The organism is Streptomyces sp. GESEQ-35 (assembly GCF_017948485.1).
Lineage (GTDB): Bacteria > Actinomycetota > Actinomycetes > Streptomycetales > Streptomycetaceae > Streptomyces.
The window spans coordinates 129,924-156,879 of record NZ_JAFFSX010000009.1; the positions used below are offsets into that span (position 1 = coordinate 129,924).

Consider the following 26,956-nt stretch of genomic DNA (forward strand, 5'->3'; position numbering starts at 1 on the left):
CGTGGATGAGGGCGCCCGTGTCGACACGGGCGCCCTCATCTGTGTGTGCGATCAGTTTCGGCGCGCCAGGGACAGTGTTCGCTGCGCCGCTGCCACCACCGCCGCGTCGATGAAGGTGCCGTCCGGGAAGGCCTGGGCGCCCTGGTCCTCCGTGGCCGCCTTGATGATCGTCTCTGCGTGTTCCAGCTCCTCCTCCGTAGGGAGGTAGGCGCGTTCGATGACCGGGAGTTGGCGGGGGTGGATGGCGGCGCGGCCCAGGAAGCCGAGGGTGCGGCCGTGGGCGCAGGATGCGGTCAGGCCGTCCAGGTCGCGGGTGTCCGGGTGGACCGACTGGGGCGGTGGCGGGAGGCCGGCCGCACGGGCGGCGACGATCACGCGGGAGCGGGGCCAGTCCAGGCCCGCGTCGTCCCGTACGCCCAGGTCGGCCCGGAGGTCCGCCTCGCCCAGGGCGATGCCGTGGAGTGCCGGGTGGGCGGTCGCGATCGCATGGGCGTGTTCGATGGCGAGGGCTGTTTCCAGGAGGGCGTACAGGGGTGGGCCGGTGTGGAGTTCCGCGATGTGGACGACCTGTTCGGGGGTTGCCACCTTGGGGAGGCGCAGGCCTGAGACGCCCGGGAGGGGTGCCAGCGTCCTGAGGTCGGCCGTCACGAACGGGCCGTCCAGGGCGTTGACGCGGACGTGGACCGGGAGCGGCTGGGGGGCGCGGAGGAGTTCGGCCGTCGCCGCGCGGGCGTACTCCTTGCGGTCCGGGGCGACCGCGTCCTCCAGGTCGATCACCACCACGTCGGCGCCCGAGGCGAGGGCCTTGGTGACGATGTGCGGGCGGTCGCCGGGGACGTAGAGCCAGGTCAGGGGGAAGGTCACCGTACGGCTCCCTCTTTGCGCAACGCCTCCAACTCGGCGGTCGTCAGGCCGAGTTCGGTGAGGACCGGGTCTGTGTCCGCGCCGTGCGGGCGGCCCGTCCAGCGGATCGCGCCGGGGGTTTCGGAGAGGCGGAAGAGGACGTTCTGCATGCGCAGGGGACCCAGTTCCGGGTCGTCGACGGTGGTGATCGTGTCGAGGGCCTGGTACTGCGGGTCGGTCATCACATCCCGTACGTCCTGGATCGGGGCCACCGCCGCCTCCGCCTTCTCGAAGGCCGCGAGGACCTCGGTGCGGGGGCGTTCGGCGATCCAGGTGCCGACCGCCTCGTCGAGGACGTCGGCGTGGCGGGCCCGGTCGGCGCCCGTCGCGAACCACGGTTCGTCGATCAGGTCCGGGCGGCCGACGAGACGCATGACGCGTTCCGCGACCGACTGGGCCGAGGTCGAGACGGCGACCCAACTGCCGTCCGCGGTGCGGTAGGTGTTGCGCGGGGCGTTGTTGGCGGACCGGTTGCCGGTGCGTTCCTGTACGTATCCGAGCTGGTCGTACCAGGTCGGCTGCGGGCCGAGCACCGTCAGGATCGGTTCGATGAGGGCCATGTCGACGACCTGGCCCGCGCCGGTGCGGTCGCGGCCGGCGAGTGCGGTCATGACGGCGTACGCCGTCGCGAGGCCGGCGATCGAGTCGGCGAGGCCGAAGGGCGGGAGCGTCGGGGGTGCGTCCGGTTCGCCGGTGATCGCGGCGAAACCGCTCATCGCCTCGGCGAGGGTGCCGAAGCCGGGGCGGTGGGCGTAGGGGCCGAACTGGCCGAAGCCGGTGATCCGGGTGAGGACCAGACGGGGGTTGGCGGCCGACAGTTCCGGCCAGCCGAGGTCCCACTTCTCCAGGGTGCCGGGACGGAAGTTCTCGATGACGACGTCGGCCGTGGCGGCGAGGCGGAGGAGGGTGGTGCGGCCGCCGGGTTTGGAGAGGTCCAGGGTGATCGTGCGCTTGTTGCGGCCGAGCAGCTTCCACCAGAGGCCGATTCCGTCCTTGGACGGGCCATGACCTCGGGCGGGGTCCGGTCTCCTCGGATGCTCGACCTTGATGACCTCGGCGCCGAAGTCCCCGAGCAGGGTGGCGGCGAGGGGGCCGGCGAAGAGGGTGGCCAGGTCGAGGACGCGGAGGCCGGTGAGGGGCGGTGCAGTCATGACGTGACCTGCGCGTCGATCTCCTGGCGGGTCGGCATCGACGCCGACGCCCCCGCCCGCTGCACGGACAGTGCGGCCGCCGCGGCCGCCCACGCCAGCGCCTCCCGCACGGGGCGGGTCTCGGCGAGCGCCACCGCGAGGGCGCCGACGAAGGTGTCGCCCGCGCCGGTCGAGTCCACGGCGGTGACCTGCGGGGCCGGTACGGTGACCGGCTCCTGGCCGCGGGCCGCGTACAGGCTGCCGGCCGCGCCCAGAGTGATGACCACTTCCGGCACCTGGTCGAGCAGCACGTACGCGGCGGCGCGGGGGTCGGGGACACCGGTCAGGGTGGCCGCCTCGTGCTCGTTCGGAACCAACAGGTCGGTGGCGGCGAGGAGTTCGGGGGGCAGCGGCTGGGCCGGGGCGGGCGTGAGGATCGTACGGACGCCATGGGCCCGTGCCGCCCGGGCGCCGGCGAGGACCGCGGCGAGCGGGATCTCCAGTTGGAGGAGGAGTGCGTCGGCGGTGGCGATCAGGCCCTCGTCGCCGGGGGCGAGGTGGTCGACGGTGCCGTTGGCGCCGGGGATCACGACGATCGCGTTGCTGCCCTCGTCGTCGACCACGATGTGGGCGGTGCCGGACGGGCCCTCCGTGGTGCGCAGGTGGTCGGTGTCCACGCCGGAGTGCTCAAGGGTGGAGCGCAGGCGGCTGCCGAAGCCGTCGTTGCCGACCGCGCCGATCATCGAGACGGTGGCGCCCGCGCGGGCCGCGGCGATCGCCTGGTTGGCGCCCTTGCCTCCCGGGATCGTACGGAACTCCCGTCCCGTCACTGTCTCTCCGCGGGCCGGGGCCTTCTCGACGTAGGCGACGAGGTCCATGTTCGTGCTGCCGAGTACGGCGATATGGGTCATGGGCGAGACGCTTCCAGGTGGGTGAGGTGGGCGAGGGCGTCGAAGGCGGTGCCGTCGAAGTCGCCGACGGAGGTGGCGAGGCGGTTCTTGAGGGGGGCCGTCCAGCGGTCGGGGAGTTCGGCGGGGGAGCCGGCGAGGAGGGCGGCGATGCTGCCGGTTGTCGCGCCGTTGGAGTCGGTGTCCCAGCCGCCGGAGACGGCACGGCAGATGGAGGTGGTGAAGTCGCCGTTCGCGTGGGTGAGGGCGGCGGTGATGAGGGCGGTGTTGGGGATGGCGTGGACCCAGTGGTGGTCGGCGTAGGTGGTGTGGAGTTCGTCCACGACGGCTTCGAAGTGCGGGTGCTTTTGCGCGAGTTGGATGCCGTGGTGGACGGCTGCTGCCAGGCGGGACTGCGGGGGGACGACTGTCAGGCCCGTTCGCAGGCAGGTGTGGATGTCGTGGGTGCCGGTGGCGGCGGTGGCGATGACGGCCGCGGTGAACATCGCCGCGTAGACGCCGTTCGCCGTGTGGGTGAGGGTGGCGTCTCGGTGGGCCTGGGCCGCGGCTGCCGCCGGGTTGCCGGGGTTGGTCCAGCCGTGGATGTCCGCGCGGATCAGGGCGCCGATCCATTCGCGGAAGGGGTTGCGGTGGCGGGCCGTGTGCGGGGGGCTGATGCCGGTGAGGAGGTTGCGGTAGGCGACGCGTTCGGCGGTGAAGGTGCGGCCTGCGGGGAGTTCGTCCAGCCAGAGGGTGGCTACGTCTTCGGTGGTGAAGGTTCTGCCGTGGCGTTGGAGCAGGAGGAGGTTGAGGAGGGGGTAGTTGAGGTCGTCGTCCTCGGGCATCCCGTCGATGTTCTCGGCGAGGGAGGTTGGTGCGGAGCGGCGGTTCCAGGGGTACTTCGCTGCGAGGTCTGAGGGGAGCCCTTCGGCTGTGAAGTACGTGTTGAGGGGCCAGTTGCCGGTGGCCTTGGCGAGGTGGCGGATGGCGTGGAGAGGGAGCTTCTCTACTGGTTTGCCCAGGAGGCAGCCTGCTGCTCTGCCCAGCCAGGCGGCTTCCAAGTGGGCCTGCGTTGTGGCTGGGCGGGGGTCGGTCGCGCAGCCCGGCGTTGGCGGGGTGCCGCCTGCGCCCACCCGTGCCGCCCCAGCGGCACGACTGCCCGCAGGCTGCGGGGATGACCATGCAGCACAGCTGGCCTTGATCTTCTCCAGGTCCGTTGGCTCCTGGTGCTCCAACTCGCTGGGCGAGTCCGCCAGTTCGTCCAGCAAGTTCTCCGCCAACTGCCTCAGGTACGGGGATGCCGGATCCGCAGATGCGCCCGCGCGGAGCGGAGCCTGCTGTCCGCCCGCTGCTCTCCACCGTGCCGCAATCGCCGAAGCCTCGCGGCCGTCCAGGGCCGCCTGTCGCAGCTCGTGGCCGAGGAGGTCCTCCGGCTGGACCCAGGTCAGTCGGAGCATTCCGGGACCCCCAGCTCGGTGAGTGCCTGCTCATGGGCCCGGCGTCGTCGTACGTCCCGTTCGAAGATCTCCCGGGTCACCTGGGTCAGTGTCGTCGCCGGTTCCCAGAGGTCGAGGCGGCCGGCCTCCGAGACCGTCTTCGACCAGTCCTCCGGGACGGGGGAACCCAGGGCGCCGGCCAGGGCCCCCGCCATCGTGGCGATGGAGTCGCAGTCGCGGCCGTAGTTCACCGAGCCGAGGACCGCGTGGCGGAAATCGCCGTCGGCCACCACCAACATGCCCAGCGCGATGGGGAGTTCCTCGATCGCGTGCAGGCGGGACGGGCGGCGGGCCGCCAGGGAAGGGGAGCGGTAGTCCGGGCCGACCGTGTCGTACGGAGCGACCGCCTCTCTGAACGGAGCCAGCGCCGACTCGAAGTCCGAGTAACCGGACGCCACTTCGCAGACCCGCTCGATCGCTTCCCGGGTGCCGTCCTTCGCCAGGGAGAGGCAGGTCGTCACGACCGAGTCCGGCGTCGCGCCCGGCGTGCAGGCCGCGGCGACCGCTGCCGCGAAGACGCCCGCCGCCTCGCGGCCGTACGACGACTGGTGGGCACCCGCGATGTCCAGGGCCTCGGTGTACGCGCCCGTCGGGTGGGCCGCGTTGACCAGGCCGACCGGGGCCATGTACATCGCCGCACCGCAGTTGACGATGTTGCCGACGCCTGCCTCCCGGGGGTCGACATGGCCGTAGTGGAGCCTGGCCACAAGCCATTTCTCCGCTAGGAAGACCCGCTGAAGCAAGAGCGCCTCCGTCTCCAGCTCCGGGATCCAGCGCGGGTTCGTCATCAGGTCCGGCACCAGGTGCTCGGCGATCGCGTACGCGTCCAGGTGGTCGCGGACCTGTGCGTACACCCGTACCAGCGCGTGCGTCAGCAAGGTGTCGTCGGTGATGTGGCCGTCGCCCTTGTGGTACGGGGCGATGGGGCGGGCCGTGCGCCAGGCGTCGCCGTTCCAGGGGCCGACGATGCCGTGGACGCGGCCGCCGTGGCGTTCGAGGATCTGCTCGGGGGAGTAGCCCTCGACGGGGCCGCCGAGGGCGTCGCCGACTGCTGCTCCGACGAGGGCGCCGGTGATGCGTTCGCTCAGAGTGATCGCTGCGCTTTCTTCTCCTTTGGGCGTCATGCCCCGAATCATCCTCCCGGTGCGGCCGGTTGTGCGGCTTCCAGGAGTTCGGCGAGTTCCACCAGGTCGGTGCCGGTCAGACGGGGGAGGGCGCAGCCGGAGAGGGTGCGGCAGGTGTCCCGCCAGCTTGCCGGGATCGACTCGCCGCCGCCGAGCGCGCCGGTCAGGGCGCCGGCGAGCGCCGGGGCCGAGTCCGCGACCCGGGACAGACAGGCCGCCGCGGGTACCGCCTCGGCGATCCTGCCGTGCGCCGCGGTCGCCAGGGCCAGGGCGACCGGGACCGTTTCGGCGGCGGCGATGCCGTAGCTGTAGACATGGTCGACGATCTGGTGCTCCAGGAGCGGGATCAGGGCGAAGGCGCTCTCGGCGTCGGCCGCCAGCTTCAGCGCGTGGCGGGCGTTGCGGCCGGCCTCGGTGGACTCGGGGAGCTCGGCGAGGGCGGCCCGGGCGCATGTCTCGACCTCCGCTCCGACCAGCGCCAGCGACACTGCCGCCGCCATCGCCCGCGCGCCGTGCACCCCGTCGCCGTCCTGGGTGTAACGGGCGTCGAACTCGGCGAGCGAGGCGGCGAGTTCGGGGTCGCCGGGGTGGGCGACGGCGAGCACACAGGCCCTTACGCAGGCCGCGTCGTCGAAGTAGTGCGGGTTGTCGTGGCCGGTGGCGGGCGGGCGCAGTCCGGTGGCCAGGTTGCCGAGACCTGCCCGGACCGAGATACGGGCGCGCAGGGGGAGGACCGCCGACTCGATCTCGGGGGCGCGTTCGGCCGCCGCCGCGACTTCGCTGGCGACCGCGTTCCAGGTCAGGTCGATGGCGGCCCGCGTACGGCGCTCCCGGCTCAGGTCGCCCAGCGCACTGTCGTCCCCGGCCCGCAGCACGGCCTCCGCCGCGAACGCCGCCCACTCCGCGTCGTCGGACGGGCCGAGGCGGAGCGGCTCCGGGGGCTGGTTCAGCGCGATCGGCACGGGCAGCGTGGTCGTCGCGTTCTGCTCCGCGAACGTGTCCAGTTCGCGCGTCAGCCGCCGGGTCCACTCCGGCATCCGGGCCGCCCGATGCCGGGCGGCGGGCCACCCGGCGGCATCCCCCGCGGCCAGCCCCAGCAGCAGCCCCTCCACCCGCCCGGTCACGGCCGCACCTCGTCCTCGTCGGCGGCGAGGACATAGAGGGCCACCGGATCGGACTCTGCCCGCCCCTCATCTCGTACGAGATCGTCCTGCCGTACGGCGGTCTCCGTGTCCTCTTCTCCCGTCAGCAGGTCCGCCACGTCCAGCACGTGGTGGCCGGCCATGGACGGGAGGCAGCTGCCGCGGGCCGGGCCGATGGCCGCCGCCCAGTCGGCCGGGATGGCGGATGCGCCCTGGGTCGCACCGGCCAGCGCGCCCGCGACCGCTGCCGTGGTGTCGGCGTCGCGGCCCATGTTCACGGCGGTCAGCACGGCCTGGACGAAGTCACCGTCGGCGGCGGCGTAGGCGCCGAAGGCGAGGGCGACGGCCTCGGGGGCTAGGTCGGTCCAGGGGTAGCCGCCGATGACCACCGAGGAGCGGACCGCGCGTTCGCCGCGGTGGGCGACGGCGACGGCGCGGCGCAGGGAGCGGGCCGTCCAGGAGTCGTCCGGGACGACGGCGAGGGCGGATGCCACCACCGCGATCGTCGGGGCGCCCGCCATCGCCGCCGCGACCCCGGCCGCCACCGCCTGACCGCCGTAGATGCCCTCGCCGTCATGGCTCACCGAGCCGTCGATCGCCACCAGGCGGGCCGCTTCGGCGGGGCGTCCGGCCGCGAAGACACCGAAGGGAGCCGCGCGCATCGCGAGACCGTCGCTCCAGGCGTGGCGGTGCTGGGCGGAGATGGGGGCGGCGAGGCCGCGGCGGAGGTTCTCCAGCGTGCCGCGTTCGCTGAAGCCGGCGCCGCGGAAGGGGCCCTCGTCGCGGTCGGCGATCCACTTGTGCCAGGCCGTTTCCACATGGGCGGGGGTGAGGGCGCTGCCGTGGCGGGCGAGCAGCAGGCCGGAGAAGATCGCGTACTCGGTGTCGTCCGTGCCTGCCGGCTCCTCGGCGACGTAGCCGGTGATGCGGCCCCAGCGGGCGCGGATCTGGGAGGGCTTCATGTTCTCGGCGGGGGCTCCGAGGGCGTCTCCGACGGCGAGGCCGAGCAGCGCGCCGCGCGCCCGGTCGCGGAGTTCGGCGGCGCGCCCAGGTGTCGGGACCGAGGGAACGCAGGCGATCGATGCCATAGGGGGCCTCTCCTCCGGGGGCTCCTCCCAGGGCGCGGAACCCTTTGCGGATGTGTCCCACCGGAGAGGTTCGGCAGAGCCGGAGGCGGCTCAGCGTCACCCGGTCGACATATGTGCACACCCTCTATCGAATGAGCGCTCGACGGTAAAGCCGCAGGTTAGCCGAGCCTTTCCTTGCTGGCGAGAGAGGAATGAGGGGCGTATGTTTGATGTTGTCGAAGAATAGATCCTATCTAGATTTAGCCTCATAGTCTTAGGGGACCCGGCATGGCCATCATCGAAACCGAAGCGGCGCTCCACGAGGCGCACCGCGACAACCACACCCACCGGGATGTGAACGGCGGCTGGCTGCGCCCCGCCGTCTTCGGGGCGATGGACGGTCTGGTCTCCAACCTCGCCCTGATGACGGGTGTCGCGGGCGGTGCGGCCGGTCAGCGGACCGTCGTCATCGCCGGGCTCGCGGGCCTTGCCGCCGGCGCCTTCTCCATGGCCGCCGGTGAGTACACGTCCGTCGCCTCGCAGCGCGAGCTCGTCGAGGCCGAACTGGACGTGGAGCGGCGGGAGCTGCGCAAGCACCCCAAGGACGAGGAGGCCGAGCTCGCGGCGCTCTATGAGGCCCGCGGGGTCGAGCCCCGGCTGGCGCGGGAAGTGGCCGGGCAGCTCTCGCGCGACCCCGAGCTGGCCCTGGAGATACACGCCCGCGAGGAGCTCGGCATCGACCCCGGTGATCTGCCGTCGCCGCTGGTCGCCGCCGTCTCGTCGTTCGGCTCCTTCGCGCTGGGCGCCCTCCTTCCCGTGCTGCCGTATCTGCTGGGTGCCACTGATCTCTTGCCGTCCGTGCTGCTCGCACTGGTCGGGCTGTTCGCCTGCGGTGCCGTGGTGGCCAGGGTGACGGCACGGACCTGGTGGTTCAGCGGGCTCCGGCAACTCGCGCTCGGTGGCGCGGCGGCCGCTGTGACGTACGCCCTGGGCAGCCTCCTCGGAACCGCCGTAAGATAGGGGGACTCGCTCTTATGCGTTGGGCCGCATAAGTAGCCGTTACTCGCTGGTTTCGATTGCTTAACCACGGGGCATGAGCCGTAAGCGCTGTGGGCAATGAGGCCTGCCGCGCACCCCCGGGGTCAGCGACGACGCCTCCCCCGCCCCTGGACTGACGGACATCGATCTGTCCGCTTCGGTCCCCATTGCTTCCGCCGCCGTGCGCGGTACCCCCGCCGCGACCGCGGCGTCCGCATGTTGGGACGCGGTATCCGGTTCCCGAGAACCGCCCCATCATGTAACCTGCACGAAATTTTGCACTCACGCAGAGGGCCAGCGTCGTCCCTCGGCAACTGCATATGCCAAGTTGACGACGACGGGAGAGCCGATGCGTACGCCGCGCCAGCCGTCCCAGCACTCCACGAATGGCCAGAACTGGTCGTTCATGGATGCTCGCCCTGCTGCGCAGGGTATGTACGACCCCCGCAATGAGCACGACGCCTGTGGCGTCGGCTTCGTGGCCACCCTCACCGGTGAGGCGAGCCATGCGCTGGTCGAACAGGCGCTCACGGTTCTGCGCAACCTGGAGCACCGCGGAGCCACCGGCTCCGAGCCGGATTCGGGTGACGGCGCCGGCATCCTCTCCCAGGTTCCCGACGCCTTCTTCCGTGAGGTGGCCGGTTTTGAACTGCCGCAGGCCGGTGCGTACGCCGTCGGTAACGCCTTCCTGCCCGATGCGGGCGCGGACGAGGTCGTCTCACAGATCGAGACGATCGCGGTCGACGAAGGGCTGACGGTCCTCGGCTGGCGCGAGGTGCCGGTCGCACCCGAACTCCTCGGCGCCACCGCCCGCTCGACGATGCCGGCTTTCCGGCAGATCTTCGTCACCGACGGCTCCGCTGAGCCCGCTACGGGTATCGACCTCGACCGCAAGGCCTTTGTGCTGCGCAAGCGCGCCGAGCGCGAGGCCGGCGTCTACTTCCCGTCGCTGTCCGCGCGGACCATCGTCTACAAGGGCATGCTGACCACCGGCCAGCTGGAGCCCTTCTTCCCGGACCTGTCCGACCGCCGCTTCGCCTCCGCGATCGCGCTCGTGCACTCCCGGTTCTCCACGAACACGTTCCCGTCGTGGCCGCTCGCCCACCCGTACCGCTTCGTCGCGCACAACGGCGAGATCAACACGGTCAAGGGCAACCGCAACTGGATGCGGGCCCGTGAGTCGCAGCTGGTATCGGACCTGTTCGGCTCCTCCGACAAGGACCTGGAGCGCATCTTCCCGGTCTGTACGCCGGACGCCTCCGACTCGGCCTCCTTCGACGAGGTCCTCGAACTCCTGCACCTGGGCGGCCGTTCGCTGCCGCACTCCGTGCTGATGATGATCCCGGAGGCGTGGGAGAACCACGACTCCATGGACCCGGCCCGGCGCGCCTTCTACCAGTTCCACGCCACGATGATGGAGCCCTGGGACGGCCCGGCCTGTGTCACCTTCACCGACGGCACCCAGGTCGGCGCCGTGCTCGACCGCAACGGCCTGCGTCCCGGCCGCTACTGGGTCACCGACGACGGCCTCGTGGTCCTCGGCTCCGAGGTCGGCGTCCTCGACATCGACCCCGCCAAGGTCGTCCGCAAGGGCCGGCTCCAGCCGGGCCGGATGTTCCTCGTCGACACCGCCGAGCACCGCATCATCGAGGACGACGAGATCAAGGCCCAGCTCGCGTCCGAGATGCCGTACGGGGAGTGGCTGGAGGCCGGCGAGATCGAGCTGTCGGACCTGCCCGAGCGCGAGCACATCGTGCATACGCACGCCTCGGTCACCCGCCGCCAGCAGACCTTCGGCTACACCGAGGAAGAGCTGCGCGTCATCATCGCGCCGATGGCCAAGACCGGCGGCGAGCCGCTCGGCTCCATGGGCACGGACTCGCCGATCGCCGCGCTGTCCGCGCGCCCGCGGCTGCTGTTCGACTACTTCACCCAGCTGTTCGCACAGGTCACCAACCCGCCGCTGGACGCGATCCGCGAGGAGCTGGTCACCTCGCTGCGCTCCTCGCTGGGCCCGGCGAACAACATCCTGGAGCCGACCGCCGCCTCGTGCCGCTCGGTCACCCTGCCCTTCCCGGTGATCGACAACGACGAGCTGGCCAAGCTCATCCACATAAACGCCGACGGCGACATGCCCGGCATGAAGGCCGCGACCCTGTCCGGCCTGTACCGGGTCTCCGGCGGCGGCGACGCCCTCGCCGCGCGCATCGAGGAGATCTGCGCCGAGGCCGACGCCGCGATAGAGAACGGCGCCCGGCTGATCGTCCTGTCGGACCGCCACTCGGACGCCGAGCACGCGCCGATCCCGTCGCTGCTGCTCACCTCGGCCGTCCACCACCACCTCATCCGCACCAAGCAGCGCACCCAGGTGGGCCTGCTGGTCGAGGCCGGAGACGTCCGCGAGGTGCACCACGTCGCGCTGCTCATCGGCTTCGGCGCCGCCGCCGTGAACCCGTACCTGGCGATGGAGTCCGTCGAGGACCTGGTCCGCGCGGGTACGTTCCTTCCCGGTATCGAGGCCGAGCAGGCCATCCGCAACCTGATCTACGCGCTCGGCAAGGGCGTCCTGAAGGTCATGTCCAAGATGGGCATCTCGACCGTCGCCTCCTACCGCGGCGCGCAGGTCTTCGAGGCCGTCGGTCTCGACGAGGCCTTCGTCGAGAAGTACTTCAACGGCACCGCCACCAAGATCGGCGGCGTCGCCATCGACGTCATCGCCGAGGAGGTCGCCGCCCGTCACGCCAAGGCGTACCCCGTCTCCGGCATCGCTCCCGCGCACCGCGCGCTGGAGATCGGCGGCGAGTACCAGTGGCGCCGCGAGGGCGAGCCGCACCTGTTCGACCCGGAGACGGTCTTCCGCCTCCAGCACTCGACCCGCACCGCGCGCTACGACATCTTCAAGAAGTACACGGACCGTGTGAACGAGCAGTCCGAGCGGCTGATGACGCTGCGTGGGCTCTTCGGCTTCCAGTCGGACCGGCAGCCGATTTCCATCGACGAGGTCGAGCCGGTCTCCGAGATCGTCAAGCGCTTCTCGACCGGCGCCATGTCGTACGGCTCCATCTCCAAGGAGGCGCACGAGACCCTCGCCATCGCCATGAACCAGCTGGGCGGCAAGTCCAACACCGGTGAGGGCGGCGAGGACGCGGACCGGCTGTACGACCCGGCGCGCCGTTCGTCGATCAAGCAGGTCGCCTCCGGCCGCTTCGGCGTCACCAGCGAGTACCTGGTCAACGCCGACGACATCCAGATCAAGATGGCCCAGGGCGCCAAGCCCGGCGAGGGCGGCCAGCTGCCCGGCCACAAGGTGTACCCGTGGGTGGCGAAGACCCGGCACTCGACGCCGGGCGTGGGGCTCATCTCCCCGCCGCCGCACCACGACATCTACTCCATCGAGGACCTGGCCCAGCTGATCCACGACCTGAAGAACGCGAACCCGCAGGCGCGGATTCACGTGAAGCTGGTCTCCGAGGTCGGTGTCGGCACGGTCGCGGCCGGTGTCTCCAAGGCCCACGCGGACGTCGTCCTGATCTCCGGCCACGACGGCGGCACGGGTGCCTCGCCGCTCACCTCGCTGAAGCACGCGGGCGGCCCCTGGGAGCTCGGCCTCGCCGAGACCCAGCAGACCCTGCTGCTCAACGGCCTGCGCGACCGCATCGTCGTACAGACCGACGGCCAGCTGAAGACCGGCCGTGACGTCGTCATCGCCGCGCTGCTCGGCGCCGAGGAGTTCGGTTTCGCGACCGCGCCGCTCGTCGTCTCCGGCTGCGTCATGATGCGCGTCTGCCACCTGGACACCTGCCCGGTCGGCATCGCCACCCAGAACCCGATCCTGCGGGAACGGTTCGCGGGCAAGGCCGAGTACGTCGTGAACTACTTCCGGTTCATCGCCGAGGAGGTCCGCGAGATCCTGGCCGAGCTGGGCTTCCGCTCCATCGAGGAGGCCGTCGGCCACGCCGAGACGCTCGACGTCACCCGTGCCGTCGACCACTGGAAGGCGCAGGGCCTGAACCTGGAGCCGCTGTTCCACGTCCCCGAGCTGCCCGAGGGCGCGGTGCGCCACCAGCTGATCGAGCAGGACCACGGCCTGGAGAAGGCGCTCGACAACGAGCTGATCAAGCTCGCCGCCGACGCCCTGGCCGCCGACTCGGCGACCGACGCCCAGCCGGTGCGCGCCCAGGTCGCGATCCGCAACATCAACCGCACGGTCGGCACCATGCTCGGCCACGAGGTGACGAAGAAGTTCGGCGGCGCGGGTCTGCCCGAGGACACCATCGACATCACCTTCACCGGCAGCGCGGGCCAGTCCTTCGGCGCCTTCCTGCCGCGCGGTGTCACGCTGCGCCTGGAGGGCGACGCCAACGACTACGTCGGCAAGGGTCTCTCCGGCGGCCGTGTCATCGTCCGCCCGGACCGGGGCGCCGACCATCTCGCCGAGTTCTCGACGATCGCGGGCAACACGATCGCGTACGGCGCGACCGGCGGCGAGCTGTTCCTGCGCGGCCGTACCGGCGAGCGCTTCTGTGTCCGCAACTCCGGCGCGCTCGTGATCTCGGAGGGCGTGGGCGACCACGGCTGCGAGTACATGACCGGCGGTCACGCGGTGGTGCTCGGCGAGACGGGCCGTAACTTCGCGGCCGGCATGTCCGGCGGTATCGCGTACGTCATCGACCTGGACCGCGACAACGTCAACGTGGGCAACGTGGACGCGGTCGAGGCCCTCGACGACACCGACAAGCAGTGGCTGCACGACGTGGTGCGCCGCCACCAGGAGGAGACCGGCTCGACGGTCGCCGAGAAGCTCCTGGCGGAGTGGGACACGGCCGTGGACCGCTTCAGCAAGATCATCCCCAGCACGTACAAGGCAGTGCTCGCCGCCAAGGACGCCGCCGAGCGAGCCGGTCTCTCCGAGACCGAGATCACCGAGAAGATGATGGAGGCGGCGACCAATGGCTGATCCCAAGGGCTTTCTCAACCACGGCCGCGAGGTCGCCAAGTCCCGCCCGGTGGACGTACGTCTGAAGGACTGGAACGAGGTCTACGTCCCCGGCTCCCTGCTGCCGATCATCAGCAAGCAGGCCAGCCGGTGCATGGACTGCGGTATCCCGTTCTGTCACAACGGCTGTCCGCTGGGGAACCTGATCCCCGAGTGGAACGACTACGCCTACCGCGAGGACTGGCAGGCCGCCTCCGAGCGTCTGCACGCCACCAACAACTTCCCGGAGTTCACGGGCCGGCTGTGCCCCGCCCCGTGCGAGTCGGCGTGTGTGCTCGGCATCAACCAGCCCGCGGTGACCATCAAGAACGTCGAGGTCTCGATCATCGACAAGGCCTGGGAGACGGGCGATGTCGCCCCGCAGGCCCCGGAGCGGCTGTCCGGCAAGACGGTCGCGGTCATCGGCTCGGGCCCCGCGGGCCTCGCCGCCGCCCAGCAGCTGACCCGGGCGGGCCACACGGTCGCCGTCTACGAGCGCGCGGACCGGATCGGTGGCCTCCTCCGTTACGGCATCCCCGAGTTCAAGATGGAGAAGCGGCACATCAACCGCCGTATCGAGCAGATGCGCGCGGAGGGCACCCGCTTCCGCACCGGCATCGAGATCGGCCGCGACCTGAAGGCGACGGACCTGCGCAAGCGGTACGACGCCGTGGTCATCGCCGCCGGTGCCACCATGGCTCGTGACCTCCCGGTCCCCGGCCGCGAGCTCAAGGGCGTCTACCAGGCCATGGAGTACCTGCCGCTGGCCAACAAGGTCCAGGAGGGCGACTTCGTCGCGCCCCCGATCTCGGCCGAGGGCAAGCACGTCGTCGTCATCGGCGGCGGCGACACCGGCGCCGACTGCGTCGGCACCGCCCACCGCCAGGGCGCGGCCTCGGTGACGCAGCTGGAGATCATGCCGCGCCCGGGCGACGAGCGGAACACGGTCGTCCAGCCCTGGCCGACCTTCCCGATGCTCTACAAGGTGACGAGCGCCCACGAGGAGGGCGGCGAGCGCGTCTACTCGGTGTCCACGACCCACTTCGAGGGCGACGAGGACGGCAACGTCCAGTGGCTGCACCTCACCGAGGTCGAGTTCATCGACGGCAAGCTGACCCAGAAGCCGGGCACCGAGCGCAAGATCCCCGCTCAGCTGGTCACCCTTGCCATGGGCTTCACGGGCACCGACCGTGAGAACGGCCTGGTCGACCAGTTCGGCCTGGACCTCGACGAGCGCGGCAACATCGCCCGCGACGCCGACTTCCAGACCAACGTGCCGGGCGTGTACGTCGCCGGTGACGCGGGTCGCGGTCAGTCGCTGATCGTGTGGGCGATCGCCGAGGGCCGCTCGGCCGCCAAGGGCGTCGACCGCTTCCTGACCGGTGCCAGCGACCTGCCGGCGCCGATCCGCCCGACGGACCGTGCGCTGATGGCCTGATCCGGCCCCAACAGACGTCCCGTACAAAGGCGTACGGGCTGGTTGTCTGGGGGGATACCCCCCAGACCCCCCTCAGACGGCGCCTGCCCTTGTCCCCGACCGGACGATGGGGCAGGCGCCGCCGCTTTCTGCTCTCCGCGCTCGGCGGTTCGGTGCTCCGAACGCCTGTGGACGGAGGGAGAGGTGGGGCCGAAGTGCCGTAGCCTCGGCGTCAGTCCTGGTGAGCGGAGGGGGAGTCGGCATGGCCGCGATCAGTCTCAGCAAGGTGGAGGAGACCGCGCCCGCGCTGGTCAGCCTCTACAAGAGCGCCGGGGTGTCCCTCACGAAGCACGGCCTGGACGGACAGCGGGCGGCGGTCTACCTGGTGGTCGACTACTCCGGGTCAATGAAGCCGTACTACCAGGACGGCAGTGTGCAGGCGCTCGCCGACCGGGTGCTCGGACTGTCCGCCCACTTGGACGACGACGGGACCGTGCCCGTGATCTTCTTCTCCACGGACGTCGACGCGGTCACCGACATCGCCCTCGCCGACCATCGCGGCCGCATCGACCGGATCGTGGCCGGACTCGGGCACATGGGCAGGACCAGCTATCACCTCGCCATGGACGAGGTCATCGGCCACTACCTCGACAGCGGCTCCCAGGACCCGGCCCTGGTGGTCTTCCAGACCGACGGCGGCCCGATCAACAAGTTCGCCGCGGAGCGGTATCTGTGCAAGGCGGCCAAGCTGCCGATGTTCTGGCAGTTCATCGGCTTCGGGGACCGATCGAGCAAGCAGTTCGACTTCCTGCGCAGGCTCGACGACCTGGCCGTGCCCGGCAAGCGGGTCGTCGACAACGCCGGCTTCTTCCACGCCGGTGCGGACCCGCGGACGGTGTCCGACGGCGAGTTGTACGACCGTGTGGTGGGCGAGTTCCCGAAGTGGCTGGTGGCCGCGCGGGCGCAGGGGATCGTACGACCGTAATGATGATGATCGTACGGCCGTACTGGTGACGGGTCGTTCGGCACCGTTGGCTTGAGCGGGCCCCCGTGCCACCCTGAGGTTGATCCGACGGGGAGGCGACGACGCATGGACGGCGCACGATCGGGGAACACCGCGGCGCGCAGAGGCGAGGCACCGAAGGGCGAGAAGCTCGCCGACTGGGCCGACGGGCGGCTCGGGCTGTATGCGCTGGCCAAGGCCAATATGCGCAAGGTCTTTCCGGACCACTGGTCGTTCATGCTGGGCGAGGTCTGCCTCTACAGCTTCCTCATCCTGATCCTCACCGGCGTCTATCTCACGCTGTTCTTCGAGCCGAGCGGCATCGAGGTCGTCTACAACGGCTCGTACGAGCCGCTCAACGGTGTGGTGATGACCAGGGCGTACGAGTCCACGCTCGACATCAGCTTCGATGTGCGCGGCGGGCTGCTGATAAGGCAGATCCACCACTGGGCGGCGCTGGTCTTCGTCGCCGGCATGCTCATCCACATGATGCGGGTGTTCTTCACCGGCGCGTTCCGCAAGCCGCGCGAGCTCAACTGGGTGTTCGGCTGGACCCTGCTGTTCCTCGGCATCATCACCGGTCTGACCGGCTACTCGCTCCCCGACGACCTGCTCTCCGGCACCGGCATCCGCTTCTCGCAGGGCGCGATCCTGTCCGTCCCGATCGTGGGGACGTATCTGTCCTTCTTCCTCTTCGGCGGGGAGTTCCCGGGGCACGACATCATCTCGCGGCTGTTCCCGATCCACGTCCTGCTGCTGCCCGGGATCATGCTGGGCCTGGTGGTCGTGCATCTGATCCTGATCTTCTACCACAAGCACACGCAGTACCCGGGGCCCGGCCGCAATCAGAAGTCGGTCGTCGGCATGCCGTTCCTGCCCGTCTACATGGCCAAGGCGGGCGGCTTCTTCTTCCTCGTGTTCGGCGTGCTGACCATCCTGGGCGGCATCGCCAGCATCAACCCGGTCTGGGCCTTCGGCCCCTACCGGCCCGACCTCGTCACCACCGGCGCCCAGCCCGACTGGTATCTGGGCTTCTCCGAGGGACTGATCCGGGTGATGCCGGGATGGGAGATCAACGCCTGGGGCCACACCCTGGTGCTGGGCGTGTTCATCCCCTTCTCGCTGTTCCCGCTGATCCTGCTCGCCATCGGTCTCTATCCCTTCATCGAGGCGTGGATCACCGGCGACAAACGCGAGCACCACATCCTGGACCGCCCGCGCAACGTCCCTGTGCGCACGGGCCTCGGCGCGGCCTGGCTCAGCCTGTACGCGGTGCTGCTGATCGGCGGCGGCAACGACATCGTGGCCACGCATCTGCATCTGTCCATCAACGCGATCACGTGGTTCGTGCGGGTGGCCTTCTTCGTGGTGCCCGTGCTGACGTTCATGGTGACGAAACGGATCTGTCTCGGCCTCCAGCACCGCGACCGGGACAAGGTGCTGCACGGCAGGGAGACCGGCACCATCAAACGTCTCCCGCAGGGCGAGTACGTCGAGATACACGAACCTCTCGCCCAGGAGCAGCTGCACACCCTCACCCAGCACGAGCAGCTTCCGGCGTACGAGGTCGGCCCGCTCGTCGACGCGGGCGGTGTCCGGCGGCCGGTCAAGGTCTCGCAGCGGGTCCGGGCCCGGTTGGCGCGGGCCATGTTCGGGCCCGAGACGAGCATCCCGAAGCCGACGGCCGAGGAGTACCGGCAGGTCACGAGCGGCGACCACCACCACTGACGACCAGGGCCCGGCACTCGTCCGGCGTGCCCCAGGCGGTACGCAGGGCACGGGCCTTGGTCAGCCACAGGGACAGGTCGTACTCCGCGGTGTAGCCGATCGCGCCGTGCAGTTGGAGCGCGGTGCGGGCCGTCGTGTACGCCGCCTCGCACGCCGTGACCTTTGCGGCGGCGATGTCCGCGGTGTCCATGGTCAGCGCGGCTCCGAAGAGCAGGGGGCGGGCGAACTCCAGGGCGATCTTCGCGTCGGCGAGCCTGTGCTTGACGGCCTGGAACGAGCCTATGGGGGCGCCGAACTGGGTGCGCTGTCTGACGTAGGCGACCGTCTTGTCGAGGAGGGCGAGCCCGACACCGAGGGCCTGGGCCGCGACGGCCAGGCGGGCCCAGGCGAGTGCCTGCTCGACGGGTGGGGTGGGGGTGAGGAGTTCGCCGCCCGGGGTGAGGGGGGTGAGGCGGCGGGCGGGGTCGAGGGACGGGCGCACGGGGCCGTGGCCGGGGGCCAGGTGCAGGCCGTCGGGGGTGAGGGCGAGACGGGTCGTGGCCGCGTCGCCGTCGAGGGCGTACGGGCTGTCGTACGCCACCGTCGCCATGGTCTCGCCCGACGCCAGTGGGGAGAGCAGGCGTTCGGTCTTGTCGAGCAGTACCGCCGCTGTCACCGTCTCCACCAGGGGTCCGGGAACCGCATGCCGCCCCAACTCCACAAAGGCGACCGCGAGTTCGACGGGTCGGGGGCCCAGTCCGTCGTACTCCTCCGGTACGGCCAGCGCGAACACGCCCGCCTCCGCGATACGGCGCCACAGCGCGCGGCCGCTTCCATGGTCACCGCGACTCCAGTCCCGTACCACCGAGGGCGTGTCGGCGGCCGTCAGCAGCGCGTCCAGCGAGGCGGCGAACGCGCGCTGTTCGGCGTCGAGCAGGAAACGCATCAGCGGCGTCCCTTCGGCAGGCCGAGCAGGCGTTCGGCGATGATGTCGCGCTGGATTTCGTTCGTGCCCGCGTAGATGGGGCCGGCGAGTGCGAAGACGTACCGCTCCGTCCAGTCCGTGTCCGCCAATTCGCCGTCCGCGCCGAGGAGATCGAGGGCCGTCTCGTGCAGCGCGATGTCGTACTCGGACCAGAAGACCTTGTTCAGGCTGGACTCCGGGCCGAGTTCCTGGCCGTCGAGGAAGCGGGAGGCGGCGGCGTAGGTGAAGAGCTGGTAGGCGCGGGCGTCGATCAGGGCGTCGGCCACGCGGTTCTTCCTTGTCTCCGGACTGCCGTGCGCCTGCCAGAGGTTCAGCAGGCGGTCGGCGCTCGCGAGGAAGCGGCCGGGGGAGCGGAGGGTGAGCCCGCGTTCGTTGCCCGCTGTCGACATGGCGATCCGCCAGCCCCGGCCGGGTTCGCCGATCACGTCCTCGTCGGGGACGAACACCTCGTCCAGGAACAGCTCGGCGAAGGCCGGTTTCCCGTCGAGGCGGCCGATCGGGCGGACGGTGACGCCCTGGGCGCGCAGGTCGAACATCAGGTAGGTCAGGCCCTGGTGGGGTTTCGGGGTGTCCGGCTCGCTGCGGAACAGGCCGAACGCGCGATCGGCGAACGCGGCCCGTGACGACCAGGTCTTCTGCCCGGTCAGGAGCCAGCCGCCGTCCGTGCGGACGGCTTTCGAGCGGAGGGACGCCAGGTCGGATCCGGCCTCGGGCTCCGACCACGCCTGGGCCCAGATCACCTCGCCGGAGGCCATCGGTGGCAGCACGCGCGCGCGTTGTTCCTCCGTGCCGTGGTCGAAGAGGGTGGGCGCGAGGAGGCTGATGCCGTTCTGGCCGACGCGGCCCGGTGCGCCTGCCGCGTAGTACTCCTCCTCGAAGATCAGCCATCTGATCAGGCCCGCGTCCCGGCCGCCGTACGCGCTCGGCCAGTCCACCACCGACCAGCGGTCCGCGGCCAGTTCGGCCTCCCATGCGCGGTGTGCGGCGAAGCCCTCCCCGGTCTCCAGGGAGGGAAGCGGGGCGGACGGCACGTGCGCGTGCAGCCAGGCTCGGGCCTCGGCCCGGAAGGCGTCCTCGTCCTGTGTGAAGGCGAGATCCATCGGCGGCGTCCCTTCGGCTGCGGTCTCCTCGGCAGTCTTCCCTAACAAGTGTTTGGTAGGTTAGCGTGGCCCTATGACAGGCGTCGAGAGTCCGGCGTACGTGCCCGGGCACGGGCTGCTGAAAGGCCGCACCGCCGTCATCACCGCGGCGGCCGGCGCGGGGATCGGCGGGGCGACCGCGCGGCGCTTCCTGGAGGAGGGCGCGCGCGTGCTGATCAGCGACACCCATGTGGGGCGGCTCAAGGAATACGAGGCGGAGCTCGCCGGGGAGTTCGGGGCGGCGGTCGCCGCGCTGCCGTGCGATGTCACCGACGAGGCGCAGGTGCACGCGCTGTTCGAGGCGGCACTCGCCTTGCACGGCCGGCTGGATGTCGTCGTCAACAACGCCGGGCTCGGCGGCACTTCGGACCTCGTCGAGATGACCGACGAGCAGTGGTCGAGGGTGCTGGATGTGACGTTGAACGGCACGTTCCGGTGCGTGCGGGCGGCCCTGCGGCTGTTTCGGGCGAGCGGGGACGGCGGCGTGATCGTCAACAACGCCTCCGTCGTCGGCTGGCGCGCCCAGGCCGGGCAGGCGCACTACGCCGCCGCGAAGGCCGGGGTGATGGCGCTGACCCGGTGCGCGGCGCTGGAGGCCGCCGAGTTCGGAGTGCGGATCAACGCGGTGTCGCCGAGCCTCGCCATGCATCCGCACCTGGTGAAGGTGACCAGCCCCGAGCTGCTGGCCGAGCTGACCGAACGGGAGGCCTTCGGACGGTACGCGGAGCCCTGGGAGGTGGCCAACGTGATCGTGTTCCTTGCGTCGGGCTACTCCTCGTACATGACCGGAGAAGTCGTCTCCGTCAGCAGCCGGCATCCCTGACGACGGAGCAGACCACAATGTGTTCGTGCCTACGAAGAAGAAGCCCCAGGTGACCGCCGCGCCCGAGCGCCGGCGCGAGCTCCTCGACACCGCCGCCGAGGTCTTCGCCGAGCAGGGTTACAACGCCACCACCGTCCGCAAGATCGCGGACCACGCGGGGATGCTGGCGGGCAGCCTCTACTACCACTTCGACTCCAAGGAATCGATGCTGGAGGAGATCCTGCGGACCTTCCTCGACGAGCTCTGGGACGGGTACGACACCGTCCTGGGCGCCGCCGAGCTGGGCCCGCGCGAGACGCTCGAGGCCCTGGTCACCGAGTCGTTCCGGGAGATCGACCGGCACCGCGCCGCCGTCGCGATCTACCAGAAGGAGTCCAAGCACCTCGTCGCGCAGGAGCGGTTCACGTTCCTCGCCGAATCACAGCGCAAGTTCGAGAAGGCGTGGCTGTCCACGCTGGAGCGGGGGGTCGCGGCCGAGGTCTTCCGGTCCGACCTCGACGTCCGGCTCACCTACCGGTTCGTGCGGGACACGGTGTGGGTCGCCGCGTCCTGGTACCGGCCCGGCGGACACCACAGTCCGGAGGAGATCGCCCGGCAGTACCTGTCGATGGTGCTGGACGGGATCGCCGTACGTGAATAGTCGTTGACGTGCCCTTATCTGTGAGGGAGTTGCCATGGCCGAGGCCTATGTCGTCGAAGCGGTCCGTACGCCCGTCGGGCGGCGCGGGGGAGGACTGAGCAAGGTCCATCCGGCCGACCTGGGCGCGCATGTGCTGAAGGAACTGGTCGGGCGCTCGGGCGTCGATCCCGCCGCCGTCGAGGACGTCGTCTTCGGGTGCCTGGACGCGGTCGGGCCGCAGGCCGGCGACATCGCGCGCACCTGCTGGCTGGCCGCCGGGCTGCCCGAGGAGGTGCCGGGCGTGACGGTGGACCGGCAGTGCGGCTCCTCGCAGCAGGCCGTGCACTTCGCGGCGCAGGGCGTGCTCTCCGGGACACAGGACCTGGTCGTCGCGGGCGGCGTGCAGAACATGTCGCAGATCCCGATCGCCTACGCGACCCGGCAGGCCGCCGAGCCGCTGGGATTCACCCAGGGCCCCTTCGCGGGCAGCGAGGGCTGGCGGGCGCGGTACGGGGACCGGGCGGTGAACCAGTTCGTCGGCGCCGAGATGATCGCCGGCAAGTGGGGCATCAGCAGGGAGGACCAGGAGGAGTTCGCGCTGCGCTCGCACCGGCGGGCGCTGCGGGCGATCGACGAGGGGCGCTTCGACCGCGAGACCGTGGCGTACGGCGGGGTGACCGTCGACGAGGGGCCGCGCCGGGACACCTCCCTGGAGAAGATGGCCGGGCTGAAGCCGGTCATCGACGGCGGCACGATCACGGCTGCCTGTTCCTCGCAGGTCTCCGACGGCGCGGCGGCGATGTTGCTGGCCTCGGAGCGGGCGGTGCGCGAGCACGGGCTGACGCCGCGCGCCCGCGTCCACCATCTCTCGGTGCGCGGCGAGGACCCGATCCGGATGCTGACCGCTCCGATACCGGCCACCGCCCACGCCCTGAAGAAGACCGGCCTGTCCATCGACGCCATCGACCTCGTCGAGATCAACGAGGCCTTCGCACCGGTCGTCCTGGCCTGGCTGAAGGAGACGGGAGCCGATCCGGAGAAGGTCAATGTCAACGGGGGTGCGATAGCCCTGGGCCACCCGCTCGGCGCCACCGGCGTGAAGCTGATGACGACCCTCCTGCACGAACTGGAGCGCACGGGCGGCCGCTTCGGGCTTCAGACGATGTGCGAGGGCGGGGGTCAGGCGAACGTGACGATCGTCGAGCGGCTCTGAGGAGAGCGGCGAGAGGACGGCTGCCCACCCCGCCGGACGGAGTCCGGCGCAGGCTCCCGAAGCCTGGGAGGCCCTCTGGGGCCGAGCAGTGCGAGGGGGCCGTCGGGGATGGTGCCGATGTGCGAGGGCGGGGGCCAGGCGAACGTGACGATTGTCGAGCGGCTCTGAGGGACGACAGAGACGACAGAGACGACAGGGGCGGCCGTAGGTCAGCGTGCGAGGGAGAAACCCAGCACCACCGCCGCGGACACCTCCACCATGCCGGGCGCCAGATCGCCCGCCGAACCGCCGCCCCCACCGTGGTCTCCGCGGTACTGGCGGAACTTGTACGACTCCGGGTCCACGTCCTGGATGTGCAGCACCGTCCCCAGCGGCACGCCCGCCGCCTCCGTGTAGACCTCGGCCTTGCGACGGGCGGCGGCCACCGCCTTCCGTCGGGCCTCGTCCCGCAGCGCGGGCTTGTCGTGTACGTCGAACTCCACGCTGTCGATGCGGTGCGCGCCCGCATCGACCGCGTCCACGATGAGTTGCTGAAGGTCGTCGAGCGCCTCGGTCTCCACCACGTACGAGGCCGTGCAACGGTAGCCGAGGAACTTCCGGTCGCTGCCGTAACCGTCGTACTCCGAGCTGAGCTTGAGCCGGGAACCGGACACCGAGGCGTCCGGTATCCCGTGTCCGCGCAGCACCTCGCGCAGCCGCGTCACCGCCCCGCCCGCCTCCTGGAACGCCCTGTCCGGCGCCGGCTCCAGCACATCCACCGTCAACTTCACCCGCACCAACTGGGGCTCGACCCGCACGCTGCCCGCCCCGAACACACTGAGCCCCCAGGGCTCGCTGATCGTCTCCGTCATGCGGGCATTGAATCACCGGACACCGACAACCCATCCACGATTTCCCGGGCCTCGGCCATCACCCGTTCCACCAGCTCCACACACGACGGCAGGTCCTCGATCACCCCCGCGACCTGGCCCGCGGCCATCACGCCCAGGTCTGTGCGTCCGTCCACCATCGACGCCCTGAGCAGCATCGGCGTGTTGGCGGCGAGCAGGACCTGGCTCCAGGACAGGTCCTTTCCGTGTTTCAGGGCGAGGCCGTCGCGGATCATCGCCGGCCAACTGAGGCCGGACAGCTTCCGGAAGCGGGCGGCGTGGCGCACGGCCCGCAGCAGGGTTCTCGCGCGGCCGGAGTGCTCCAGGGAGTCGACCAGTTCCGTGCGGAGCATGCGGTGGGGCAGGCCGTCGACCGCTGTGGTGACCGTGACATCCCGGACGGTGGCCGTCAGGTACCGCGCCTTCACCGCGTCCGGCACCGTCGAGTCCGAAGTGAGCAGGAAACGGGTGCCCATGGCGATACCCGCCGCCCCGTACGCCAGTGCCGCGACCAGACCCCGCCCGTCGTGGAAGCCGCCCGCCGCCACGACGGGTATCCGCACCGCGTCCACGACCTGGGGCAGCAGCACCGTCGTCGCGACCTCGCCGGTGTGCCCGCCGCCCTCGCCGCCCTGCACGATCACCGCGTCCGCGCCCCAGCCCGCGACCTTCTCGGCATGACGCTTGGCGCCGACGGTCGGGATCACGACCACGCCGGCGTCCTTGAGCGTGCCGATCAGCTCGGGAGAGGGGGCCAGGGCGAATGAGGCGACCCGGACGCCCTCCTCGACCAGGATCCGCACCCTGTCCCCGGCGTCCGAGGCGTCGGCGCGGAGATTGACCCCGAAGGGCGCCGTCGTACGGGACTTGACCTCGCGGATCGCCTCACGCAGCCGGTCCGTGGTCATCGTCGCCGAGGCCAGGATGCCGAGCGCCCCCGCGTTCGCCGTCGCCGAGACCAGACGCGGGCCCGCCACCCAGCCCATCCCCGTCTGCACGATCGGGTGGCGGACCCCGACCAGCCGGGTGAGCGCGGTGTCCATCAGGTCTTCGCCTCCTCGGGTACCTCGCGGGCGCGGGTGTCGGCCGGATCGATCTCCTCCCGGATCAGGCGCAGTTCCACGGGCGTCGGCTCACGGGTGTACGGCACTTCGTCCGGGATCGTGAGTGCGAACCCCGTCGCGTCCCTGACCTCCTCGACAGTCACGCCCGGATGCAGCGAGGCCAGCCGCATCGAGTGGTCCGGGGTCGCGAAGTCGAAGACGCCGAGGTCGGAGACGACACGGGGGATGCGGTGGTGACGGGCGCCGGCCGCGCGGTCGTACCCCACCCCGCACACCATGTCGACCTTCTCCACGAAGACCCGCAGGGAGTGCTTCGGGACCCAGTAACTGGTCGGGTTGTTGAGGGTGTTGACCGGTGCTCCCCGGACTCCCAGCAGCTGCCGTTTCGGTTTCTCCCAGTCGCCGATGCACGAGATGTTCTGGTTGCCGAAGCGGTCGATCTGACTCGCGCCCATCATCACGTGCCGCCGGCCCGAGGTGACCAGGGTCAGATGCTGCCGGTACGGCAACCAGCCCTCGACGGTGCCGTCCACACCGACCAGCATCGCCTCGCCGTCGGTCAGCAACAGGTCCGGTGAGAAGGTGAGCCGGGCCAGGCGCGCGCCTATGGACGGGATCAGGCCCATGGGGCTCGCCAGGATCTCACCGGCACCGCGCCAGGCTTCGGCGCAGGCGATCACGCAGTGTTCACTCCGTGTCGCGGTCATGTCCCCTCCGCATCGGGCCCGTTATCGGGCCCGTTGAGGAACCGCTCGGCGAACTCCGCCCAGGGTGTGGTGGCGTACTCCTTCTGCCTGGCCTCGTCGCGGCCGTAGTCGGGCGCGCAGGACGTGAAGTGCGCGCCGCCCGGCGCCTCGACCACGCCGGTCACCGTGTGGCGTTTGATCAGCAGGGTCTGGGGTGCGCCCTCCTTGGTCAGCTCGGCGGTGTCGACGATCCGCTCGCAGGAGACGAACGCCGCCTCCGCGGCCTCGCAGAACAGGTCGTCGAAGTACGGGTCGGGCCCCAGACACTGGCCGTTGCCCCGTCGGTCGGCGCGATTGACGTGGACCAGGGCCGCGTCCAGCCGCAGGGCGGGCATGGCCACGAACGTCTCCCCGTCGTCGTACGGCGAAGTCACCGTCCGCAGGCCCGGGTTGACCCGCATCACATCCGATCCGATTCCGGCCCGCACGGGCAGGAACGGCAGTCGGTTCGCCGCCGCGTGCAGGCCCCACATGAACATCGCCTCGTCGATCTCCATCAGCTCCAGCGCCCCGCGCTCGCGGGCCGCCCGGAAGTGCGGTTCGAGGGGGATCGAGTCGAGGGTGGCGAAGGGGGCGACCAGTTTGCGGATCCGTCCGGCGGCGGCGAGCATGCCGACGTCCGGGCCGCCGTACGACACCACCGTGAGATCGGTGATGCCGGACCTGAGCAGTGCTCTCACCAGGGCCATCGGTTTGCGGCGCGAGCCCCAGCCGCCGATGCCCAGGGTCATGCCGCTCTCCAGCCGGGAGACGGCCTCGCCGGCCGTCATCGTCTTGTCGCCCACTCAGTCACCGTCCTTTCCAAAGGAGTTGTGTCCAAAGGTGTCGCGGACCCGGTCGCCCACGCCGCTCACGCTCGCCTCGAAGGTGAACCCCTGCTCGAAGCGGTAGCTGCGGCGTACGTCGACCGGGTCGATGCCGTTGATGGCGGCCTTGGCCAGCCGGAGCAGCTCCCCGTCCTTGGCGGCTATCTCGCGGGCCAGGTCGAGGGCGGCGGCGCGCAGTTCGGCACGCGGCACCACCCGCCACACCGAGCCGTGCGCGTGCAGCTCGGCCGCGCTCGCCGTGCGCGAGGTGTAGTACAGGGCGCGCATCAGGTGCTGTGGGACCAGCCGGGCCAGATGGGTGGCGGCGCCCAGCGCTCCACGGTCCAGCTCGGGCAGCCCGAACGCGGCGTCCTCGCTCGCCACGATCACATCCGCGTTCCCCACCAGACCGATGCCTCCGCCCAGGCAGAAGCCCTGCACCGCCGCGACCACCGGCACCTCGCACTCGTACACCGCCGAAAAGGCCGCGAAGCAGCCCCGGTTGGCGCCGACCAGCGCGCTCTGCCCGCGCGCCTGTATCTCCTTGATGTCCACGCCCGCGTTGAACCCCCGCCCCTCGGCCGCCAGCACCACGCACCGGACCTCCGGGTCGCGGCCGGCCGTGCGCACCGCGTCGGCCAGCGCGAACCAGCCGTCCACCGGCAGGGCGTTCACCGGTGGGAAGTCGACCGTGACGACGGCGATTCCGTCTTTTTCGGCCCCCTTTTCCGGGGACGAGGTGGAGACACCCATGGACGCATCAGCTACCTTCGCACTCAGCTGCCTTTCCACCAAACATTTGT

At 70.7% G+C, this 26,956-nt stretch carries 22 protein-coding genes; 8 read left to right on the forward strand and 14 right to left on the reverse strand.

Features of this window, described 5'->3' with window-relative positions; translation table 11 throughout:
- Positions 1-51: 51 nt before the first annotated feature.
- The 7 genes from KCH87_RS19505 to KCH87_RS19535 are packed head-to-tail and all read right to left on the reverse strand — an operon-like array spanning position 52 to position 7,770.
- Positions 52-864 carry a CoA ester lyase gene (locus KCH87_RS19505; RefSeq protein ID WP_210587435.1) on the reverse strand — a complete coding sequence of 271 codons (813 nt, stop codon included), beginning with the start codon at positions 862-864 and terminating at the stop codon, positions 52-54.
- Complete coding sequence (locus tag KCH87_RS19510) at positions 861-2,054, reverse strand: CaiB/BaiF CoA-transferase family protein (protein ID WP_210587436.1); 1,194 nt, start codon at positions 2,052-2,054, stop codon at positions 861-863. The genes KCH87_RS19505 and KCH87_RS19510 overlap by 4 nt, the downstream gene beginning before the upstream one ends.
- Positions 2,051-2,944: a ribokinase gene (rbsK, locus tag KCH87_RS19515; protein ID WP_210587437.1), complete on the reverse strand. Its 894-nt coding sequence runs from the start codon at positions 2,942-2,944 to the stop codon at positions 2,051-2,053. Before rbsK ends, KCH87_RS19510 begins: the two co-directional genes overlap by 4 nt.
- Complete coding sequence (locus KCH87_RS19520; RefSeq protein ID WP_210587438.1) at positions 2,941-4,377, reverse strand: ADP-ribosylglycohydrolase family protein; 1,437 nt, start codon at positions 4,375-4,377, stop codon at positions 2,941-2,943. Before KCH87_RS19520 ends, rbsK begins: the two co-directional genes overlap by 4 nt.
- Entirely contained in the window at positions 4,365-5,540 is a 1,176-nt protein-coding gene (locus tag KCH87_RS19525) for an ADP-ribosylglycohydrolase family protein (protein ID WP_210587439.1), read from the reverse strand. The genes KCH87_RS19520 and KCH87_RS19525 overlap by 13 nt, the downstream gene beginning before the upstream one ends.
- An 8-nt stretch (positions 5,541-5,548) precedes the next feature.
- The gene (locus KCH87_RS19530; RefSeq protein WP_210587440.1) at positions 5,549-6,664 is read right to left on the reverse strand and encodes an ADP-ribosylglycohydrolase family protein; all 1,116 of its coding nucleotides are present in this window, start codon (positions 6,662-6,664) and stop codon (positions 5,549-5,551) included.
- Positions 6,661-7,770, reverse strand: coding sequence for an ADP-ribosylglycohydrolase family protein (locus tag KCH87_RS19535; RefSeq protein ID WP_210587441.1), 1,110 nt, complete (start codon positions 7,768-7,770; stop codon positions 6,661-6,663). Before KCH87_RS19535 ends, KCH87_RS19530 begins: the two co-directional genes overlap by 4 nt.
- Positions 7,771-8,037: 267 nt before the next feature.
- Here KCH87_RS19535 and KCH87_RS19540 point away from each other — a divergent pair, with 267 nt between their 5' ends.
- The 5 genes from KCH87_RS19540 to KCH87_RS19560 all read left to right on the forward strand — a co-directional run bounded on the left by KCH87_RS19540 (position 8,038) and on the right by KCH87_RS19560 (position 17,910).
- On the forward strand, positions 8,038-8,769 hold the full coding sequence (locus KCH87_RS19540) for a VIT1/CCC1 transporter family protein (protein ID WP_210587442.1): 732 nt from the start codon (positions 8,038-8,040) through the stop codon (positions 8,767-8,769).
- 367 nt (positions 8,770-9,136) lie between these two features.
- The gene (gltB, locus tag KCH87_RS19545; protein WP_210587443.1) at positions 9,137-13,744 is read left to right on the forward strand and encodes a glutamate synthase large subunit; all 4,608 of its coding nucleotides are present in this window, start codon (positions 9,137-9,139) and stop codon (positions 13,742-13,744) included.
- A complete protein-coding gene (locus KCH87_RS19550) occupies positions 13,737-15,200 on the forward strand; it encodes a glutamate synthase subunit beta (RefSeq protein ID WP_210587444.1) in 1,464 nt (487 codons plus the stop codon). The genes gltB and KCH87_RS19550 overlap by 8 nt, the downstream gene beginning before the upstream one ends.
- Positions 15,201-15,441: 241 nt before the next feature.
- The gene (locus KCH87_RS19555; RefSeq protein ID WP_210587445.1) at positions 15,442-16,164 is read left to right on the forward strand and encodes a VWA domain-containing protein; all 723 of its coding nucleotides are present in this window, start codon (positions 15,442-15,444) and stop codon (positions 16,162-16,164) included.
- Positions 16,165-16,269: 105 nt separating this feature from the next.
- Positions 16,270-17,910, forward strand: coding sequence for a cytochrome bc complex cytochrome b subunit (locus KCH87_RS19560; RefSeq protein ID WP_210587446.1), 1,641 nt, complete (start codon positions 16,270-16,272; stop codon positions 17,908-17,910).
- On the opposite strand, the gene KCH87_RS19565 is transcribed toward KCH87_RS19560, so the two are convergent.
- Together KCH87_RS19565 and KCH87_RS19570 are read right to left on the reverse strand one after the other, a co-directional pair.
- Complete coding sequence (locus KCH87_RS19565; protein WP_210587447.1) at positions 17,885-18,835, reverse strand: acyl-CoA dehydrogenase family protein; 951 nt, start codon at positions 18,833-18,835, stop codon at positions 17,885-17,887. The genes KCH87_RS19560 and KCH87_RS19565 overlap by 26 nt on opposite strands.
- Positions 18,835-19,974 carry an acyl-CoA dehydrogenase family protein gene (locus KCH87_RS19570; RefSeq protein ID WP_210587448.1) on the reverse strand — a complete coding sequence of 380 codons (1,140 nt, stop codon included), beginning with the start codon at positions 19,972-19,974 and terminating at the stop codon, positions 18,835-18,837. The genes KCH87_RS19565 and KCH87_RS19570 overlap by 1 nt, the downstream gene beginning before the upstream one ends.
- 73 nt (positions 19,975-20,047) lie before the next feature.
- Here KCH87_RS19570 and KCH87_RS19575 point away from each other — a divergent pair, with 73 nt between their 5' ends.
- Genes KCH87_RS19575 through KCH87_RS19585 form a run of 3 tightly spaced genes read left to right on the forward strand, consistent with a single transcriptional unit; the run spans position 20,048 to position 22,668 of the window.
- Positions 20,048-20,836: an SDR family oxidoreductase gene (locus KCH87_RS19575; RefSeq protein WP_210587449.1), complete on the forward strand. Its 789-nt coding sequence runs from the start codon at positions 20,048-20,050 to the stop codon at positions 20,834-20,836.
- Positions 20,837-20,861: 25 nt separating this feature from the next.
- Positions 20,862-21,476 (forward strand): TetR/AcrR family transcriptional regulator, encoded by a 615-nt coding sequence (locus KCH87_RS19580; protein ID WP_210587450.1) that lies wholly within the window; start codon positions 20,862-20,864, stop codon positions 21,474-21,476.
- 34 nt (positions 21,477-21,510) lie between these two features.
- Positions 21,511-22,668, forward strand: a complete 1,158-nt coding sequence (locus KCH87_RS19585; RefSeq protein WP_210587451.1) for an acetyl-CoA C-acetyltransferase — start codon at positions 21,511-21,513, stop codon at positions 22,666-22,668.
- 209 nt (positions 22,669-22,877) lie between these two features.
- Here the strand turns inward: KCH87_RS19585 and KCH87_RS19590 are convergent, their stop codons facing one another.
- Genes KCH87_RS19590 through KCH87_RS19610 form a run of 5 tightly spaced genes read right to left on the reverse strand, consistent with a single transcriptional unit; the run spans position 22,878 to position 26,906 of the window.
- Complete coding sequence (locus KCH87_RS19590; RefSeq protein WP_210587452.1) at positions 22,878-23,519, reverse strand: SIMPL domain-containing protein; 642 nt, start codon at positions 23,517-23,519, stop codon at positions 22,878-22,880.
- A complete protein-coding gene (locus KCH87_RS19595) occupies positions 23,516-24,580 on the reverse strand; it encodes a nitronate monooxygenase family protein (RefSeq protein ID WP_210587453.1) in 1,065 nt (354 codons plus the stop codon). The genes KCH87_RS19590 and KCH87_RS19595 overlap by 4 nt, the downstream gene beginning before the upstream one ends.
- The gene (locus KCH87_RS19600; RefSeq protein WP_210587454.1) at positions 24,580-25,308 is read right to left on the reverse strand and encodes a CoA-transferase subunit beta; all 729 of its coding nucleotides are present in this window, start codon (positions 25,306-25,308) and stop codon (positions 24,580-24,582) included. Before KCH87_RS19600 ends, KCH87_RS19595 begins: the two co-directional genes overlap by 1 nt.
- Complete coding sequence (locus KCH87_RS19605; RefSeq protein ID WP_210587455.1) at positions 25,305-26,132, reverse strand: CoA transferase subunit A; 828 nt, start codon at positions 26,130-26,132, stop codon at positions 25,305-25,307. The genes KCH87_RS19600 and KCH87_RS19605 overlap by 4 nt, the downstream gene beginning before the upstream one ends.
- Complete coding sequence (locus KCH87_RS19610) at positions 26,133-26,906, reverse strand: enoyl-CoA hydratase family protein (protein WP_210587456.1); 774 nt, start codon at positions 26,904-26,906, stop codon at positions 26,133-26,135.
- Positions 26,907-26,956: the final 50 nt, after the last annotated feature.